This window comes from Pseudomonas sp. URIL14HWK12:I5, from assembly GCF_900176445.1.
GTDB classification, from domain to species: domain Bacteria; phylum Pseudomonadota; class Gammaproteobacteria; order Pseudomonadales; family Pseudomonadaceae; genus Aquipseudomonas; species Aquipseudomonas monteilii.
On record NZ_FWXQ01000010.1, the window covers coordinates 126,843 to 144,004 of the forward strand.

16 protein-coding genes are annotated in these 17,162 nt (G+C 61.8%); 11 read left to right on the top strand and 5 right to left on the bottom strand.

Annotated elements, in window-relative coordinates:
- The first annotated feature begins 34 nt into the window (after positions 1 to 34).
- The 9 genes from B9A31_RS21885 to B9A31_RS21925 all read left to right on the top strand — a co-directional run bounded on the left by B9A31_RS21885 (position 35) and on the right by B9A31_RS21925 (position 8,892).
- Complete coding sequence (locus B9A31_RS21885) at positions 35 to 652, top strand: acyltransferase (RefSeq protein ID WP_016715289.1); 618 nt, start codon at positions 35 to 37, stop codon at positions 650 to 652.
- Positions 645 to 1,601 (top strand): glycosyltransferase family 2 protein, encoded by a 957-nt coding sequence (locus B9A31_RS21890; RefSeq protein WP_025754149.1) that lies wholly within the window; start codon positions 645 to 647, stop codon positions 1,599 to 1,601. Before B9A31_RS21885 ends, B9A31_RS21890 begins: the two co-directional genes overlap by 8 nt.
- An 8-nt stretch (positions 1,602 to 1,609) precedes the next feature.
- Complete coding sequence (locus tag B9A31_RS21895; RefSeq protein ID WP_019096278.1) at positions 1,610 to 2,134, top strand: serine O-acetyltransferase; 525 nt, start codon at positions 1,610 to 1,612, stop codon at positions 2,132 to 2,134.
- Positions 2,135 to 2,139: 5 nt separating this feature from the next.
- Positions 2,140 to 3,117: a glycosyltransferase family 2 protein gene (locus B9A31_RS21900; RefSeq protein WP_084297360.1), complete on the top strand. Its 978-nt coding sequence runs from the start codon at positions 2,140 to 2,142 to the stop codon at positions 3,115 to 3,117.
- Positions 3,118 to 3,125: 8 nt separating this feature from the next.
- Positions 3,126 to 4,130: a VirK/YbjX family protein gene (locus tag B9A31_RS21905; RefSeq protein ID WP_027609271.1), complete on the top strand. Its 1,005-nt coding sequence runs from the start codon at positions 3,126 to 3,128 to the stop codon at positions 4,128 to 4,130.
- 49 nt (positions 4,131 to 4,179) lie between these two features.
- Positions 4,180 to 5,382, top strand: a complete 1,203-nt coding sequence (locus B9A31_RS21910) for a glycosyltransferase (protein ID WP_084297361.1) — start codon at positions 4,180 to 4,182, stop codon at positions 5,380 to 5,382.
- Complete coding sequence (locus B9A31_RS21915; RefSeq protein ID WP_025754145.1) at positions 5,379 to 6,566, top strand: glycosyltransferase family 2 protein; 1,188 nt, start codon at positions 5,379 to 5,381, stop codon at positions 6,564 to 6,566. The genes B9A31_RS21910 and B9A31_RS21915 overlap by 4 nt, the downstream gene beginning before the upstream one ends.
- Positions 6,566 to 7,324, top strand: a complete 759-nt coding sequence (locus B9A31_RS21920; protein ID WP_019096273.1) for a WecB/TagA/CpsF family glycosyltransferase — start codon at positions 6,566 to 6,568, stop codon at positions 7,322 to 7,324. The genes B9A31_RS21915 and B9A31_RS21920 overlap by 1 nt, the downstream gene beginning before the upstream one ends.
- 146 nt (positions 7,325 to 7,470) lie before the next feature.
- Positions 7,471 to 8,892: an undecaprenyl-phosphate glucose phosphotransferase gene (locus B9A31_RS21925; RefSeq protein ID WP_019096272.1), complete on the top strand. Its 1,422-nt coding sequence runs from the start codon at positions 7,471 to 7,473 to the stop codon at positions 8,890 to 8,892.
- Between the two features lie 41 nt (positions 8,893 to 8,933).
- Here B9A31_RS21925 and B9A31_RS21930 read toward each other — a convergent pair whose 3' ends face one another.
- Positions 8,934 to 9,875, bottom strand: coding sequence for a LysR substrate-binding domain-containing protein (locus B9A31_RS21930; RefSeq protein ID WP_016715280.1), 942 nt, complete (start codon positions 9,873 to 9,875; stop codon positions 8,934 to 8,936).
- 146 nt (positions 9,876 to 10,021) lie between these two features.
- Here B9A31_RS21930 and B9A31_RS21935 point away from each other — a divergent pair, with 146 nt between their 5' ends.
- Complete coding sequence (locus B9A31_RS21935) at positions 10,022 to 11,398, top strand: L-serine ammonia-lyase (RefSeq protein WP_084297362.1); 1,377 nt, start codon at positions 10,022 to 10,024, stop codon at positions 11,396 to 11,398.
- Between the two features lie 40 nt (positions 11,399 to 11,438).
- Here the strand turns inward: B9A31_RS21935 and B9A31_RS21940 are convergent, their stop codons facing one another.
- The 4 genes from B9A31_RS21940 to B9A31_RS21955 form a co-directional block, all read right to left on the bottom strand.
- Positions 11,439 to 12,116, bottom strand: coding sequence for a DUF3313 domain-containing protein (locus B9A31_RS21940; RefSeq protein WP_019096270.1), 678 nt, complete (start codon positions 12,114 to 12,116; stop codon positions 11,439 to 11,441).
- A gap of 134 nt (positions 12,117 to 12,250) precedes the next feature.
- On the bottom strand, positions 12,251 to 13,546 hold the full coding sequence (locus B9A31_RS21945) for an NAD(P)/FAD-dependent oxidoreductase (protein ID WP_084297363.1): 1,296 nt from the start codon (positions 13,544 to 13,546) through the stop codon (positions 12,251 to 12,253).
- 13 nt (positions 13,547 to 13,559) lie between these two features.
- On the bottom strand, positions 13,560 to 14,648 hold the full coding sequence (locus tag B9A31_RS21950) for a polyamine ABC transporter substrate-binding protein (protein ID WP_027609269.1): 1,089 nt from the start codon (positions 14,646 to 14,648) through the stop codon (positions 13,560 to 13,562).
- 66 nt (positions 14,649 to 14,714) lie between these two features.
- Positions 14,715 to 16,073, bottom strand: a complete 1,359-nt coding sequence (locus B9A31_RS21955; protein ID WP_016715275.1) for a glutamine synthetase family protein — start codon at positions 16,071 to 16,073, stop codon at positions 14,715 to 14,717.
- A gap of 183 nt (positions 16,074 to 16,256) precedes the next feature.
- On the opposite strand from B9A31_RS21955, the gene B9A31_RS21960 reads away from it, so the two are divergent.
- Positions 16,257 to 17,156: a helix-turn-helix domain-containing protein gene (locus B9A31_RS21960; RefSeq protein WP_019096267.1), complete on the top strand. Its 900-nt coding sequence runs from the start codon at positions 16,257 to 16,259 to the stop codon at positions 17,154 to 17,156.
- The last annotated feature ends 6 nt before the right edge of the window (positions 17,157 to 17,162 follow it).

The window sequence follows — 17,162 nt, forward strand, 5'->3', positions numbered from 1 at the left end:
ATTCCAGACGGATTTGATTGCGAGGCCAGGCAGTATGAAGGGATGGATACGCAAGGCAGTGGCGCATTATGCACATGCAACCGGGCGGGGCGGCACGTTCTACAGGCGGTTCTGCAGGCCTTCAGGGCTTGAATGGGGCGCCTACCTCACCCGTTGGGGCAACTTTCACTCGGTCGGCACCAACTTCTTTGTCAATACAGGCTGCAAGTTCCTCGACCCGTCGCTGGTGCGCATTGGCAACAGTGTGGGCCTTTCCGACTGCACGCTGATCGGTCATGACGGGGTGGTATTGCTGATCGAGCATCGCTTCGGCAAGCACCTGGATTCAGTCGGGTTCATCGATATCAAGGACAACTGCTTCATCGGCCACGGTGCGATCATCATGCCCCGTGTGACCATCGGGCCGGAATCGATCGTGGCTGCCGGCGCGGTAGTGACCAAGGATGTACCGCCTGGCACAGTCTACGGTGGCAACCCGGCTGAATTCATCTGTACCACCGAACAGCTGATCAAACGGGTCGAGGCGCGTTGCGAAGCGTACCCGTGGATCGACCTGGTCAAGCAGCGCAATGGCGCCTACGACCCGGAAGTGGAGCCGCTGTTGATGGCGCAAAGGCGTCAGTATTTCTTCGGGGACAGCAAAAATGGCTAGCAAACCTGTGGATGTCATGGTGGTCAACTTCAATACCGCCGGGCTGCTACAGCCGATGTTCGACGCCCTGCGCCGCGCCGACGGCGAGCGGCTGGCCAGCTACCTGGTGGTGGACAATGCATCACGCGATGACTCGGTGCAGCGCATGGCCCAGGTGTGTCCCGAAGCACTGCTGTTGAGCAACAAACAGAATGTGGGCTTCGGCCGGGCCAACAACCAGCTGCTGGCACACCTGAAGGGCAAGTACGCCTTGCTACTCAATACCGATGCCTTTGTCGCCGCCGACTCCTTGCAGAAAACCCTCGACTACATGGAGGCCCACCCGGAGTGCGGTGTGCTGGGGGTGCGCCTTGAGGGCCGAGACGGTGACCTGCAGCCCAGTTGCCGCTACTTCCCCACACCGCTCAACGTTTTTGTCGCGCGTACCGGGTTGGGGCGGTTTTTCCCCGGGCTGAAAATGGTCGACGAAATGAACTGGGACCACGCATCGGTTCGCGAGTGTGACTGGTTGCCCGGCTGCTTCTACCTGGTACGCCGCGAAGTGCTGGACAAGGTAGGCCTGTTCGACCCTCGCTACTTCCTTTATTACGAAGAGGTGGACCACTGCAAGCGGGTGAAGGAGGCGGGCTGGAAAGTGGTGTTCTATCCGCATACAACCGTGGTGCACATCGGGGGTGAAAGCTCCAAATCGGTGGCCGAGCTGGAGGCGGCAAGCCGGCAGATCTCGGCGTACCAGATCGAAAGCGAGTTGCTGTACTTCCGCAAGCACCACGGGCTGGCGGGGCTAGCCCTGCACATGCTGCTGGTCACCTTGGGTGACCTGGTGCTGGCACTCAAGGCGCTGTTGAAACGACGCGGCTGGGGCGCGATACAGGCCTGCTGGCGTCATTGCCAGGCAACCTGGTCATTGTTGTTCAAGACCCGGTACGCCAGCCAGGCGACAAGGTAGGTGGAGCCATGTTCGAGAATATTCGTGCTGACCTGCGGGCCCACGGCGGTGACTGGGGCGCCCAGGGGTTCTGGGTACTGCTGGTGTATCGCTTTGGCCGCTGGCGCTATACCGTGCGCCCGGCGCTGCTGCGCAAGCTGTGCTCGTTGATCTACAAGGTGCTGTTCAAATTCGTGCAAATCATCACCGGCATCGAACTGCCGTGCGAAGTGGTGATTGGCCGCAACTTCGTCATCGACCATTTTGGCGGCATCGTTGTCAGCGGCTATGCCCGCTTTGGCGATGATTGCCGCATCCGCAACGGCGTGGTGGTGGGCTTGAAAAATGTCGACGAGCCGATTGCCCCGGTGTTCGGCAACAACGTCGATGTCGGCACCGGCGCCAAGGTGCTGGGGAGTATTCGTATAGGCAACAACGTGATCATCGGCGCCAATGCCGTGGTACTGGTGGATGTGCCGGACAACTCGTTGGCGGTAGGGGTGCCGGCCACCATCAAGACCAGGCAGCCGGCTAGCACCGCGCCCGTTGAGTGAGGCTTATGGCAACGGTAATCGGTGTGGTGGTCATCGGCCGCAATGAAGGCACACGCCTGGAGCGTTGCCTGCGTTCGCTGATGCAGGGTGTGGGCAAGGTCATGTACGTCGACTCGGGCTCCACCGACGGTTCGCCGCAGCTGGCCCGCAGCCTGGGGGTGGAGGTTCTGGCGTTGGACATGCGTGTTCCGTTCACTGCCGCGCGCGCCCGCAACGAAGGCTTTAGCGCCTTGCAGCGGCTGTTGCCGTCGATGCAGCTGGTGCAGTTCGTCGATGGTGACTGCGAGGTGGATGCCCGCTGGCTGGCTACGGCGCAGGCATTTCTCGACCACCATCCCGAGGTGGCAGTGGTGTGCGGCCGCCGCCGTGAGCGCTTCCCGGAACGATCGGTGTACAACCTGTTGTGCGATCTGGAATGGGACACCCCCATCGGTGAAGCCAAGGCTTGTGGCGGCGATGCGTTGATGCGCGCAGACGCCTTCGCTGGCGCTGGCGGCTTCCGCGCTGACCTGATCGCTGGCGAGGAGCCCGAGCTGTGCGTGCGCTTGCGAGGCAATGGCTGGAAAGTCTGGCGCCTGGACGCCGAGATGACCCTGCACGACGCGGCCATGACCCGCTTCAGCCAATGGTGGCGGCGCAGCCTGCGGGCCGGCCATGCCTATGCCGAGGGGGCTTACCTGCATGGGCAGCCGCCAGAGCAGCACTGGATACGCGAGTCACGCCGGGCCTGGCTGTGGGGTTTGGGCATTCCTGTTGTGATTGTGCTGGCTTGCCTGCTGCTGGGTGGCTGGGGCCTGTTACTGCTATTGGTTTATCCGCTTCAGGCTGTGCGCCTGGCCCGTCGTGGTGCCAAATCGGCGCGCGAGAACTGGCTGCAGGCGGTGTTCCTGGTGCTGGGCAAGTTCCCGGAAATGCTCGGCCAGCTGAAATTCATGCGCCACCGCTTCGCGGCCGGCAAATCGGCTTTGATCGAGTACAAGTGAGAAACCCCATGATGCTCGGCGCCCTCGTCAAAAGCGTGTTTACCCTGCAACCGGGCTACTCGTTGCGGGCATTGAACAACAAGTACAAGTTGACCCGAGAGATTGTCAGGCAATGGCCTGAGCTGAATGCCTTCATGCAGCGCATGACGGCGGCGCTGGGCCAGCAGGGGCTGCAGCGGCTGGGTGTGGATTGCATCGGCGTGGTGCAGTGGCCTTACCTCAGCAAATGCTGGGAGGCCCCGCAGCGCCTGGAGGTGGTGGCTTCGCACTTTGAAGTGCTGGCCGGGCAGTTTCCGGCGCTGTTGCTACTGGGGCGGGACGAAAGCCTGACGCTGTGCGAGCTGGCCAGTTATTCGCCGGGCTGCCGCCTGGTGCTGGACCGGCCGATCTGGTTCAAGCGCGAAGGTGAACTGGTACTGAACCTGTTCCAGGGCGACCTGCGCGTGGCGTCGTTGGCGTTTAGCCTGTGCCGTGATCAGGGGGGGCTGTCGATGTTCATCGGTGCCGTCCAAGGCATTCACAAGGGCATCGACAGTGACACCTCGCTGGCCATCTACCGTGACCTGACCAAGGACTTCGAGGGGCTGCGCCCGCGCAGCCTGCTGCTCGAAGCGTTGAAGTGCCTGGCACGCATGCTGGGCGTTGCGCACCTGTATGCCGTCAGCGATGCCTGCCGGCACCATCGCCACCCGTACTTTGGCAGCGACAAGGCCCAGGATCTGGCGGCCAATTACGACGTCATCTGGCAGGAAAATGGCGCTACGGCGTCGAACCGCGACGACTTCTTCACTATCCCCTTGGCACCGGCACAACGGGCCGAGCAGGACATCCCGGCCAAAAAGCGCGCGATGTACCGCCGCCGCCAGGCGCTGCTCGACGATGTTTTTATTCGCCTGCAGGCCGCATTGCCGGGCAGCGGTCACAACCTTGGACTACAAGGAAAACAGGGGGATGCATTTGCTTTGAGTGCATCGGCAGTAGACAGACCACCGGTAGTCGACAGCCTGAAGTGAAGGTTGCCAGGGCAGGCCGGTCATCAAGCGGGTTGGGATCTGGATTCGTATGCGCATTGCTTACTTCATCAATCAGTACCCGAAGGTCAGCCACAGTTTCATCCGCCGCGAGATCCTGGCGCTGGAGCGTCAGGGCGTAGAGGTGCAACGCATCGCCCTGCGGGGATGGGACGCCGAGTTGCAGGATGCCGAGGATACGGCCGAGCGCGACAAGACCCGCTATGTGCTGCGGGCTGGTGTAAAGGGCTTGCTGAGGCCCACGTTACAGGTGCTGCGAGCACAACCCGGGCGGTTCTTCCAGGCCCTGTGGCTGGCCATGCGCCTTGGCCTGCGCGCCGACCGCGCCTGGCCCTACCACTTGGTCTACCTGGCCGAAGCTTGCCTGGTGCTGCAGTGGCTACAGGCCAGTGAGGCGAAACACGTGCATGCCCATTTCGGCACCAACTCCACCGAGGTGGTCATGCTGACCAACCAACTGGGCGGACCGGCCTACAGTTTTACCGTGCATGGACCGGAAGAGTTCGACAAACCGCAGTTCCTGCACATGGGCGAAAAGGTGCGGCGAGCCGCCTTTGTCGCAGCGGTCAGTTCCTACGGGCGCAGCCAGCTGTTCCGCTGGGTGGCGCACGAGCATTGGCCCAAGGTAAAGGTGGTGCATTGCGGCCTGGAGCGGGGTTTCCATGAGGTGGCGCCGGTCGATGTACCGTCAGTAGCACGGTTTGTTTGCGTGGGGCGCCTGTGTGAGCAGAAAGGCCAGCTGCTGTTGCTTGAGGCGGCGCGTCAGCTTGCTGCACAGTCGATTGACTTCGAACTGGTGTTGGCGGGTGACGGTGAAATGCGCCAGCAGATCGAGGCCCTGATTGCCCGGCATGGCCTGCAGCAGCACGTGCGCATCACTGGCTGGATCAGCAGTGCACAGGTGCGCGAAGAAATCCTCGCCGCCCGTGCGCTGGTATTGCCCAGCTTCGCCGAAGGCCTGCCGGTGGTGATCATGGAGGCCATGGCATTGCGCCGGCCCGTGCTGACTACCTATGTGGCGGGCATCCCCGAGCTGGTGCGCCCGGGTGAGAACGGCTGGCTTTTCCCCGCTGGCGCCGTCGACGAGCTGGCTGAAGCCATGGCGGATTGCCTGTGCCAACCGGCCGACGTATTGCAGCGCATGGGCGAGGCAGCCTACCAGCGTGTGCTGCAGCGGCATGATATCGACACCGAAGCGGCCCGGCTGGCCGCTTACTTCAAGGCATCCGCATGATAAGTGTATTGAGTTGGTCGCTGGGCCTGCTGACGTTCATCGTCCTTGTGCCTGTGTCGATTTTTTTTGTACAGATGCTGCTGGCGTGTCTGCCACCACGCTCGCAGTACCTGGGCCATAGTCTGCGCCCCCGGGTGGCGGTGCTGGTACCTGCCCACGATGAGGCTGCGATCATTCGTGCAACGCTGGCGAGCATTGCCCCGCAATTGCTTGACGGTGACCGCTTGCTGGTGGTGGCAGACAACTGCACCGATGATACGGCGCAGCTGGCCCGCGACGCCGGCGCCGAGGTGGTGGAACGCTTCGACGCGGTGTTGCGTGGCAAAGGCTATGCGCTGGACTTCGGCGTGCGTCACCTGGCCGAACAGCCACCCGAGGTGGTGATTGTGGTGGATGCCGATTGCCAGGTGGGTGAGGGGGCAATTGACTGCCTGGCGCGTCGTTATCACCAGACCCGGCGGCCGGTACAGGCGCTGTACCTGATGCGTGCGCCCGTGGGTACCGGGCTGAAAGTGCAAGTCGCCGAGTTTGCCTGGCGGGTAAAAAACCTGGTGCGCCCGCGTGGCTGGGCGCGGCTGGGCTTGCCCTGTCAACTGATGGGGGCGGGCATGGCATTCGGTTGGCACGACCTGACCTTGATCAACCTTGCCAATGGGCACCTGGTAGAGGACGTGAAACTGGGCCTGGACCTGTGTCAGCAGGGCAAGCCTCCCGTGTTCTGCCCTGAGGCATTGGTCACCAGTCAGTTTCCTGCCAGCCAGCAAGGCCTGAACAGCCAGCGCACCCGCTGGGAGCATGGCCACCTGGGCTTGATGCTGGCCGATGCGCCCAAGCGTGCGTTGGCCGCCGTGACCCAAGGCAATGGTAGCCTGCTGGCGATGACCCTCGACTTGCTGGTACCGCCTTTGGCGTTGTTGGTACTGACCCTGCTGGGGCTCAATCTGGTGGCCTGGCTGGCGTACTTGCTGTTCGATGTTGCCGCGCCAGCGTGGATCGCCCTGATAGCCTTGGCCATGCTCAGCCTTGCGGTTTTGCTGGCTTGGGCGCGCTTCTGCCGTGAGCTGATCCCGTTTTCCGTCTTGCTTTACGCACCGTTCTACGCGGCAAAGAAAATCCCTTTGTACCTTGGGTTCCTGATCAAGCGCCAGGTTGAGTGGGTGCGCTCAAAACGGGATGATGACTGATGGCACTGTGGCAATGGCAGAATCGCTGGCAACGCATAATCGATGCGCTCGAGGTGGTGCCCGACAGCGGCGCGGCACAGCGCCTGCTCGACAGGCTGGCAGCCCCGCAAGCCGCGACCGTGCTGGGCTTCGTCAATGCCCATGCGATGAACCTGGTGGTCCGTGACGGCGCCTACTGCCAGGCACTGTCGGCAGCCGACGTGTTGCTGCGCGACGGCTCCGGCATGGCCATCCTGTATCGGCGTCTGGGCCTGGCACCCGGGCTTAACATGAACGGGACTGACTTCATTCCCAGGCTCATGGCCGCATACCGTGGGCGCAAGGTCGCATTCTGGGGCACCCGACAACCCTACCTGAATCAGGCTGTGCAGCGGTGTGAAACCGATTTTGGTGTAGTACCCGTGTCGGTACATGACGGCTTCGCCAGCCTCGAAACCTACCTGCAGCTGGCCCGTGAGCAACAACCCGAGCTGATCGTTCTGGGCATGGGCATGCCCAAACAGGAGGCGGTGGCGGCCAGGCTGGCAGCCGTTGGCGGGCCGTGCCTGATCGTGTGTGGTGGGGCAATTCTGGACTTTCTCGGCGGCAAGGTCAGCCGGGCACCGCCTTGGCTAAGGCGGCTGGGGGGAGAGTGGGCCTACCGGCTGTTGCGCGAGCCAAAACGTCTGTTCATGCGTTATGTAGTGGGCAACCCGCTGTTCTTGCTGCGCACGCTGCTTTACCGCAAGGCAGCCGATTCGGCCAGGGGCACTGTATGAATCGGCCAAAATCCGCGCTGATGGCGGGTGGCTGCTACAGTGAGAGCAGTGGCTTGGGGGCTGCTTATCTGGCGTTGTACACGCTGTTTTCAAGACTTGATGCTTGATGGAAGGCACTGGCTACGCTGACACAGATGAGGTCTGAAATGGTTTTCGAACCCAGAAGCAGTCGTTCCTTACTCCAAAGAAGAAGCAGCGTAAGTAACGCCATTCAGGCAGGGCTCGATGGCATTGCAGTCACCGGTATTGCCTGGTATCTCATCTACGACCAGTTTGGTTACATTACCTCCGATTATGTAATCATGCTGCTGTTGCTGATTGGCGCACTGGCCGTCATTTACGACCATTATGCGATCTACCGCACCAATGTCGGGCTTTCGATCAAAGCCTTCCGCCTGTTCAAGGCCTGGTCGGCAACGTTCTGTTTTCTCGTGGTCATGGCCTTCCTGACCAAGCAGAGTGAAACGTACTCGCGTTTGTTGGTGGTGCAGTTGTTCATCATTGGCTACATCGCGCAGTTATTCCTGCACTTTGCCGTTCGTGAACTGCAAAAGCGTTTTACCGCCCATGCACGCCTGGATAACGCGCTGATTATCGGCGACGGCGACCTGGCGAATTTTCTTTATCAGAAAATCAGCAACAACCCCTGGTTTGGTGAACGGGTATTGGGGTGCGTACTGCTCGACAAGGGCGACGGCCAGGGGCGTGACAACGGCGAGGGCAAGCAGCGCCTGCCTGTGCTGGGGCACATTGCAGACCTGGATGAAATCGTCGCCCAGCATGGCATACGCACCGTTTACCTGGTCACGCCGCTCGGTGGCTCCGAGGTCATCAACGATGTGTACTTCAAGTTGCTCGACAAGTGCATCGCGGTGAACTGGGTGCCGGATATCTTTTCGTTGCGCCTGATCAACCACAGTGTGCGGGAAATTGCCGGGATTCCTGTGCTGACCTTGTCGGAAACGCCCCTGACGGGCATGAGCCTTTTCCTGAAAAACCTTGAGGACAGGGTGCTGGCAGCGGTGATTCTACTGTGCGCTTCGCCTGTGTTGCTGACGGTTGCACTGGCCATCAAACTCACCAGCCCCGGGCCGGTGTTCTTCCGCCAGGAACGCACGGGCTGGACCGGGGAATCGTTCCGGATCTGGAAATTCAGGAGCATGCATGTCCACCAGCCCGAAGGTGGTGTGGTCAAGCAGGCACAGAAGGATGACCCGCGGCTCACCAAGATTGGCGCCTTCATTCGACGCACCAGCCTGGATGAATTGCCGCAGTTGTTCAATGTACTGACCGGGGAAATGTCGCTGGTCGGGCCGCGACCGCATGCGTTGCAGCATGACACCTTGTATTCGCAGGACATCGTTGATTACTTCGCCCGCCACAACATCAAACCAGGCATGACCGGCTTGGCCCAAGTACGTGGCTTCAGGGGAGAGACCAAGGATATCGAGCAGATGATCCAGCGGGTGGACTCGGACATCGAGTACATCAACAACTGGTCGCTGTGGCTGGACTTCGTGATTCTGGTGCGTACCCTGAACGCCTTTACCGGCAAGCAGGCTTACTAGTCATAAAGCTGGCGAGACCCTTGTAGGAGCGTACAGGCTGGCTATTCCTTGTTTAGCGGGTGCAATTCCCGGAATCCTCGCGCTTCCTCCACCAGCCAGTCATGCACCGCCCGCGCCCCAGGCTGGTTCAGCCCGCCTGGCGGGTAATGCACCACGTAGCGTTTGTGGTTGGCGATCGGAACGCCGAACGGCACGATCAATGCGCCGCGCTCCAGCTCGTCATTCAACAGTGTGCGACGGGCGATCGCTACGCCGATACCGGCGATGGCCGCTTCGATGGTCAGGTGGTTGCGGTTGAAAGTGTGCCCACGCCGCACATCCAGGCCAGCGGCGCCAATACCCTCCAGGTAGAACTCCCACTCCGCATACTCCGAACTGCCACGCCACGCCGTGATGTCGTGCAGCAGTGGGTAGTGCGCCAGGTCTGCCGGCCCATGCAGCGGCGGGCGCCCGCGTAGCAGGGTAGGTGAGCACACCGGAAAGATCTGCTCGTCCAGCAGCGGTGTCGAGAGCATGCCAGGGTAGCTGCCATCGTTCAGGTCGATAGCCAGGTCGAAATCGCCTGGGGTCAATGCCTGGGCACTGTCCTCGGCCACCAGGCGCAGCTCGATGTCCGGGTAACGCTGCTGAAAGCGCGGCAGGCGCGGGGTAAGCCATTTGGCCAAAAAAGACGGGATCGAGCGCACCCGCAAGGTGCCGCGGATTTCTCCGGCATCCAGGCGCAACAATTCGGCCTCGATGCTGCCGTAGGCTTCTGCCACTGTCTGGGCCAGGCGTTGCCCTTCGGCGCTCAGCTCCACACCGCGTGCCCGACGCAGGAACAGCCGGTAACCCAGGCGTTCTTCCAGCTGGCGCATCTGCTGGCTGACAGCACCTGGGGTGATGTGCAGCTCTTCGGCGCAGCGGGTGAAGGACAGGTGCCGGGCTGCGCAGGCGAATACATGCAGCCAGACGAACACCTGACCATTGAGTTGTCGTCGCATCGTTTAGTACCACTAAAGCCTTGCTTAGAAAGATTCGTTGGTCATTCGTGAATGAGCGCGTCAGTATCGCGCAAAATCGCAATACCGCTCAATTTCTTCAGATAACCGTGCCGTGGATTCATCTCAGGGTACGGTCAGGCATTAGCATGGCTATCAGTGTTTTCGACCTTTTCAAAATCGGCATCGGGCCGTCCAGCTCTCACACCGTCGGCCCGATGCGGGCAGCAGCGACGTTCGCCCAGGCCCTGCGTGAGCAGGGGGTGCTGACGCGGGTGACGCGCGTTGAAGTGCGGTTGTATGGCTCGCTGTCGGCTACCGGGGTTGGCCATGCCACCGACCGCGCCTGCTTGCTGGGCCTGATGGGCCAATGGCCAGACCGGATCGACCCGGCCACCATCGATTCGCGTATCAGCCAGGTGCTGCAGGAGCGTTGCCTGATATTGGATGGCAGCCACCCGCTGGTCTTCGAGTATGGCCGTGACATGTTGCTGCTCGACGAAAACCTGCCTTATCACCCCAATGCCATGAGCCTGGAGGCGCTGGACGGGCAGGGCAGCCTGCTGTGCCAGACCTACTATTCAGTGGGCGGTGGGTTTATCGTCGAGCAGGCCGAAATCGATGCCCCTGCCGCCGAAAGCAACGCAGTGATCTTGCCGTATGAGTTCGACAGTGCGGCCCAGCTGCTGACCTTGTGTAAAACCCACGGTTTGAGCGTTGCGCAACTGATGATGGCCAACGAACGTGCCTGGCGCCCGGAAGCCGAAGTGCGTGAAGGCTTGCTGCGTATCTGGGCGGCCATGCAGGAGTGTGTTCAGAACGGCCTGCGCAACGAAGGCATTCTGCCGGGTGGGCTGCATGTCAAGCGCCGCGCCGCGCGTTTGCATCGTAGCTTGCAGGAACTGGGCAAGCCCAACGTGATTGGCTCGACCCTCAGCGCCATGGAGTGGGTGAACCTGTTCGCCCTGGCGGTCAATGAAGAGAATGCTGCCGGTGGGCGCATGGTCACTGCACCAACCAACGGTGCGGCGGGCATTATCCCGGCGGTGCTGCACTATTATATGAAGTTCAACCCCAGTGCCAATGACGCGGATGTGGTGGACTTCCTGCTCGGCGCCGCAGCAGTTGGTATTCTGTGCAAGAAAAACGCGTCGATCTCCGGCGCCGAAGTCGGTTGCCAGGGCGAGGTGGGCTCAGCGTGTTCGATGGCCGCTGCCGGCCTGGCCCAGGTGCTGGGTGCGACCCCGCCACAACTTGAGAACGCCGCCGAAATTGCGCTGGAGCACAACCTCGGGCTGACCTGCGATCCGGTCGGTGGCCTGGTGCAGGTGCCGTGCATCGAGCGCAATGCGATTGCTGCGGTAAAGGCGATCAACGCCGTACAGATGGCGTTGCGTGGGGATGGCGAGCACTTCATCTCGCTTGACCGGGTGATCCGCACCATGCGGGATACCGGGGCGGATATGCATGCCAATTACAAGGAAACTTCGCGTGGCGGTTTGGCGGTTGCATTCGTAGAGTGCTAACAGGCTAGATCAGGTTTAGGGCCGCAAAGCGGCCCTAAACTTAACGAGCCTTCTGCTTCGCTGCCAGGAAGCTGGCACGCATGTCCTTCGCCCAACCATCCAGCACTGGCTTTACGTCATTCAAGGTCAGCTTCTGGGTATCGTTCTCCAGTTCCTGCCCCGTGCCTTTGCGCACCACCTGGGCCAGCACCTTCTGGCTGGCACCATCAAGGAACGCTGCCTCCACGCCGACATCCACTTCCTGATCACGGCCACCCATGGCCGTGTTCACGCCCGCCGAAATCAGTGCGATAGGGATGACTTCGTAAGGCTTCAGGCCTTCGTTGCTGGTCGACACCGCTGTAATGGCGGGGCGCACCACGATCACTCCCGGGCCTGGCCCCTTGGCCAGCGGTATCACGCTGCCCATTTCACGGCGCAAGGCTTCATTGAAGTAACGCGTGATTTCTTGCAGCGTCTGCTGCGAAATCACCGCCGTTGGCTGTGGCTTGGGGTAGAACTGGCTGGGCTCGATGAACACCTGGCTGTACTGGTTGACGTTAACGTTGGGGTCGATCCAGCGCATCACCGGGTCACCCGAAGGGCTCTTGGCTTCCTGCAGGCGGCTGTAATCCTTGAGGAAGCCGGAATAGTCCTTGGGGTCCACGCTTTTGCTGGAGCAGGCGGCCACGGCAAGCAGCGCGGCGCACAACAGGGTAATGCGAGGCAGTGATTTCATGATGGAGGTGCATCCATGAGAGGTCGGCCAGAACAACGCTAGCAGGTGCGCGGCAGTTGGCCAGTGGGGGCGTTCAATCTGGACAATGAATTGCGGTGCCTGGTCTGTCTGGCGCCGCAATTCATGTGCTGGACTCACCCCAACGCTTCGCGCAACCGGTACCACAACATGCCCAGTGCCAGTAGCGGCGAGCGCAGTGCCTTGCCGCCGGGGAAGGTCAGGTGTGGCACGGCGCTGAACACATCCAGGCCATGGCTATGGCCGAGGGCGATACTTTCGGCCAGCAGTTTCGCCGTCCAGTGCGTCACGTTCAGCCCATGCCCGGAGTAGCCTTGGGCGTAGTATACGTTCGGGTGGTGGCTCAGGCGCCCAACCTGGGGGAAGCGGTTGGCGGTGATGCCGATCATGCCGCCCCACTGAAAATCGATGCGCACATTGGCCAGCTGGGGGAACACTTTCAGCACCTTGGGCCGCATATAGGCCGCGATGTCCTTGGGGTCGCGCCCGGAGTAGTGGCAGGCGCCGCCAAACAGCAGGCGGCGGTCGGCGGTGAGGCGGTAGTAGTCCAGGCCGACCTTCTGGTCGCACAGTGCCATGTTCTGCGGAATCAGGCTGCGGGCCAGTGCTTCGGGCAATGGTTCGGTGGCCACCACGTAACTGCCGGCTGGCAGCACCTTGCCGCTCAGTCGCGGCTCCAGCTCGTCGAGGTGGGCGTTACAGCCGAGTACCAGGCTACTGGCCCGCACCTTGCCGCGAGCCGTGTGCAGGGTGACGCAAGGTCCGTGTTCGATGCGCAATACCGGGCTCTGCTCGAAAATGCGCACACCCAGGCCGTGCGCGGCACGGGCTTCGCCCTGGACCAAGTCGAGGGGGTGCAAGTGGCCCGAGCCCATGTCGACCAGGCCGCCGGCGTACTGGTCGCTGGCGACAATCTCGTTCAACTGCCCCGCACCGACCAGGCGTGTTGCATGGCGATAGCCCAGCGCCGCGAGGTCGTCCTGTTCATCCTTGAAGGCAGCGAACTGGGCAGGTGTATTGGCCAGCTCGCAGAAACCCCACCGCAGGTCGCAGGCAATACCGTAGCGGGCGATACGCTCGGCCACCAGCGCCACCGAATCGATGCCGGCCTGCTTCAGGTAACGCACGCCGTCCTGGCCAACATGCCGGGCGAAACCGCTGACATCGTGGCCAATACCGCGAATCAGCTGGCCGCCATTGCGCCCACTGGCGCCCCAGCCGATGCGCCGGCCTTCCAGCAGCACCACCGAAAGGCCACGCTCGGCGAGCTCCAGGGCGGTATTGACCCCGGTCAGCCCGCCGCCGACCACGCATACGTCAGCCGTCAGTTCGCCGTCCAGGCTGGGGTAGGGGGCCGCATCGCGCGCCGTGGCGGCGTAGTACGAAGCGGCGTGTTGAGTAGTGAAAGACATGGGCGTTCTCGACTCAGCGGTTGGACTTGATCTTGCTCCAGGAGCGGGTCATGACGCGCATGATCTTCGGGCTCGGGGTGCTGGAGATGTACAGTTTGTCCAGCACGTCCTGGGGTGGGTAGATTTCGGGATTGCCGACCAGCGATGCATCCATGTAGGCCTTGGCGTCCGGGTTGGCATTGGCATAGCCGACGGTTGCGCTGACCTTGGCGATCACTTTGGGGTCGAGCAGGTAGTTGATGAATGCCAGGGCCTGCTCGGGGTTGCTGGCGTCCTTGGGGATGGCCAGCAGGTCGAACCACAGGTTGCTGCCTTCCTTGGGAATGCTGTAGGCCACTTTCACGCCGTTCTTCGCTTCCACGGCACGGTTGGCGGCCTGGAACACGTCGCCGGAGTAGCCGAAGGCCACGCAGACATCGCCATTGGCCAGGTCGGAGACGTATTTGGATGAATGGAAGTACGTGATGTAGGGGCGCAGCTCCAGCAGGCGGGCTTCGGCCTTGGCGTAGTCGGCCGGTTTTTCGCTGCGCGGGTCCATGCCCAGGTAGTTGAGGACAGCCGGGAACAGTTCATCGGGCGAGTCCATGAAGGCCACGCCGCACTGTTTGAGCTTTTTGAGGTTTTCCGGCTCGAACAGCACCGCCCACGAGTCGATATGGTCCACGCCTAGAGCCGCCTTGACCTTATCGACGTTGTAGCCGATGCCATTGGTACCCCACAGGTAAGGCACCGCGTACTGGTTACCTGGGTCGTTCTGTTCAAGCTGTTTGAGCAGCTTGGGGTCCAGGTGCTGCCAGTTCGGCAGTTTGCTGCGGTCCAGCGGCAAGAAAGCACCGGCCTGGGCCTGGCGGGCGAGGAAGTGGTTCGACGGCACCACCACGTCATAACCGGTGCGCCCGGCCAGCAGTTTGCCTTCGAGGGTTTCGTTGGAGTCGAACACGTCATACACCACCTTGATCCCGCTGCTGGCCTGGAAGTCGGCCAGGGTGGTGTCACCAATGTAGTCGGTCCAGTTGTACACGCTGACCGAAGGGGTGGCGTGGGTGGTGGTGGCGAACAGCAGGGTGAATGCAGCGGGTATCAGGGCTTGCAGATGACGCATGGGGACACCTCGTTGGTCTTGTTCTTCGAATTCGGTGCAGGGGGCTTCAAGCCCCCCCTGTGTGGGTCAAACGCTGAGCATCAGGAACTCGCGCTCCCACGAGCTGATCACGCGCTTGTAGTTCTCGTGCTCGGCCCGCTTGACCGCCACGTAGCCCTGGACGAACTGCTTGCCCAGGTACTGCTGCACGGTTTCGCAGTCTTCCATGTGCTGCAGCGCATCCTCGATGGTGATCGGCAAGCGCAGGTTGCGCCGTTCGTAGGCACGGCCTTGTACCGGCGCGCTGGGGTCGATTTGCTCGACCATGCCCAGATAGCCGCACAGCAGGCTGGCGGCAATCGCCAGGTACGGGTTGGCATCCGCACCCGGCAGGCGGTTTTCCACGCGCATCGCCTCGGGGCTGGACGTGGGCACACGCAAGCCCGCGGTGCGGTTTTCTTCGCCCCACTCGACGTTGACCGGTGCCGAGGTGTCCGGCAGGAAGCGGCGGAACGAGTTGACGTTGGGCGCGAACATCGGCAGCAGCTTGGGGATGTACTTCTGCAAGCCGCCGATGTGGTGCAGGAACAGCGGGCTCATGCTGCCGTCTTCATTGGCGAAAATCGGCTTGCCGGTGGCGATGTCCACCACGCTTTGGTGCAGGTGCATGGCGCTGCCCGGCTCGTCGGTGATCGGCTTGGCCATGAAGGTAGCGGCGACGTTGTGCTTGAGGGCTGCCTCACGCATGGTGCGCTTGAACACGGTGATCTGGTCGGCCAGGTCCAGCGCGTCTCCGTGGCGGAAGTTGATCTCCATCTGCGCCGGGCCGTCTTCGTGAATCAGCGTATCCAGGTCCAGGCCCTGGATCTCGCACCAGTCGTAGACGTCTTCGAACAGCGGGTCGAATTCGTTGGCGGCATCGATCGAGAACGACTGACGGCCGCTTTCGGCACGGCCAGAGCGCCCCAGCGGGACCTGCAGTGGCAAGTCCGGGTCTTCGCAGCGCTTGGTCAGGTAAAACTCCATTTCCGGCGCGACGATCGGCTGCCAGCCTTTGTCGGCGTACAGCTTGAGCACCTTCTTCAGCACGTTGCGCGGCGACAGCTCAATGGGGTTGCCTTGTTTGTCGAAGGTGTCGTGGATCACGATCGCAGTCGGCTCGATCGCCCACGGGATCTGGTACACAGCGCTTGGGTCGGGGCGGCAGACCATGTCGATGTCGGCGGCGTCGAGCAGGTTGTAGTAGATGTCATCGTCAACGTAGTCGCCGGTGACCGTCTGCAGCAGCACGCTTTCTGGCAGGCGCATGCCACGTTCATGGAGGAACTTGGCGGTGGGCGCGATCTTGCCACGGGCGATGCCGGTCAAGTCGCTGATCACGCATTCGACTTCGGTGATGCGGTGTTCTTTCAGCCAGGTGTACAGCTGATCGAAGGGGGCGTTCATACAGACCTCTTGGTTGGGTTTTAGTGTGGGAACGCGTAAGCCCGAGAAAGCCGTCTCAGGGTTTCCGGGGCATCACGCTTCCCAGGTGACGCGCTGGAGACTATCTTGGTCGCAGCCCCCCGAGGCAATCTATCCACTTTCTTCAGCAATGAATGCACCAAAAGAGTGCATACAGGACAATGCGTGACAACCGCCAATGCGTTGCAGGTCCAGGCTTTTCATACCACCGACGTTACCGAGCAAGTGCGCGCCACCCCTGGCTGGCAGCAACAGTATCGGCAGATGTCACCCGGGCATTTCAGCGGTGAACTGCGTTGCCTGGGGCTCGATGGCGTGGAGGTGTACGAAGAGCGGCTGAATACCCGGGTGGAGCAGTTTTTCCGCGCGCCGAGCGGTTCGCTGGCGTTCTGCTTCGACCGTAGCGAGAACAGCCTGTACCTGCTGAACGAGCAAAGCCGCAATATCTGGATCACGCCGGAGAACTACCAGGAGGTGGCGGTGGTGTTCGATCAGGCCTTTCTGGCCCGCCATGGGCTGGACCCGCAGCGCCTCGAAGGTTTATTCATGGTGCCATTGGGCAGCGGGCAGAATGCCTTGTTCGGTAGCTGGCTGAGCGCCACGCTGACGCGCCTGGGCGACGCGGATTGCCGGCTGCAGGGGCAGGCCTTGGCCGAGCAATTGCTGGAGGACTGCCTGTTCATTCTCGACAATGCCTGTCAGCGCTTGCAGGGTGTGGCGTTGGGGCGCCGTGACGAAGAGCGCGCGATCATGCGCCGGGTCAGCGAATGGGCGGCCGACTGCCCGGAAGAGACGCTAAACCTGATGGAGTTGGCGGGGGTTGCCGGGGTTTCCCTGCGTCAGTTGCAGCAGGCGTTCAAGGCATTTACCGGCATGCCGCCGGCGCAGTGGCTGCGGTTGCGCAGGCTGAACGGTGCGCGGCGCGACTTGTTGCGCGGTGGTGGCGTAACGGTCGCCGAAGTAGCGATGCGCTGGTCATTTTGGCATTTGGGAAGGTTTTCAGAGAGTTACAAACAGTTGTTCAAGGAGTTTCCCAGCGAGACGTTGAAGCGGCGCAGGGGTTAAACCCAG

Coding starts and splice junctions, on each gene's coding strand:
- B9A31_RS21885 (WP_016715289.1), top strand. CDS start 35: ATGAAGGGATGGATACGCAAGGCAGTGGCGCATTATGCACATGCAACC.
- B9A31_RS21890 (WP_025754149.1), top strand. CDS start 645: ATGGCTAGCAAACCTGTGGATGTCATGGTGGTCAACTTCAATACCGCC.
- B9A31_RS21895 (WP_019096278.1), top strand. CDS start 1,610: ATGTTCGAGAATATTCGTGCTGACCTGCGGGCCCACGGCGGTGACTGG.
- B9A31_RS21900 (WP_084297360.1), top strand. CDS start 2,140: ATGGCAACGGTAATCGGTGTGGTGGTCATCGGCCGCAATGAAGGCACA.
- B9A31_RS21905 (WP_027609271.1), top strand. CDS start 3,126: ATGATGCTCGGCGCCCTCGTCAAAAGCGTGTTTACCCTGCAACCGGGC.
- B9A31_RS21910 (WP_084297361.1), top strand. CDS start 4,180: ATGCGCATTGCTTACTTCATCAATCAGTACCCGAAGGTCAGCCACAGT.
- B9A31_RS21915 (WP_025754145.1), top strand. CDS start 5,379: ATGATAAGTGTATTGAGTTGGTCGCTGGGCCTGCTGACGTTCATCGTC.
- B9A31_RS21920 (WP_019096273.1), top strand. CDS start 6,566: ATGGCACTGTGGCAATGGCAGAATCGCTGGCAACGCATAATCGATGCG.
- B9A31_RS21925 (WP_019096272.1), top strand. CDS start 7,471: ATGGTTTTCGAACCCAGAAGCAGTCGTTCCTTACTCCAAAGAAGAAGC.
- B9A31_RS21930 (WP_016715280.1), bottom strand. CDS start 9,875: ATGCGACGACAACTCAATGGTCAGGTGTTCGTCTGGCTGCATGTATTC.
- B9A31_RS21935 (WP_084297362.1), top strand. CDS start 10,022: ATGGCTATCAGTGTTTTCGACCTTTTCAAAATCGGCATCGGGCCGTCC.
- B9A31_RS21940 (WP_019096270.1), bottom strand. CDS start 12,116: ATGAAATCACTGCCTCGCATTACCCTGTTGTGCGCCGCGCTGCTTGCC.
- B9A31_RS21945 (WP_084297363.1), bottom strand. CDS start 13,546: ATGTCTTTCACTACTCAACACGCCGCTTCGTACTACGCCGCCACGGCG.
- B9A31_RS21950 (WP_027609269.1), bottom strand. CDS start 14,648: ATGCGTCATCTGCAAGCCCTGATACCCGCTGCATTCACCCTGCTGTTC.
- B9A31_RS21955 (WP_016715275.1), bottom strand. CDS start 16,073: ATGAACGCCCCCTTCGATCAGCTGTACACCTGGCTGAAAGAACACCGC.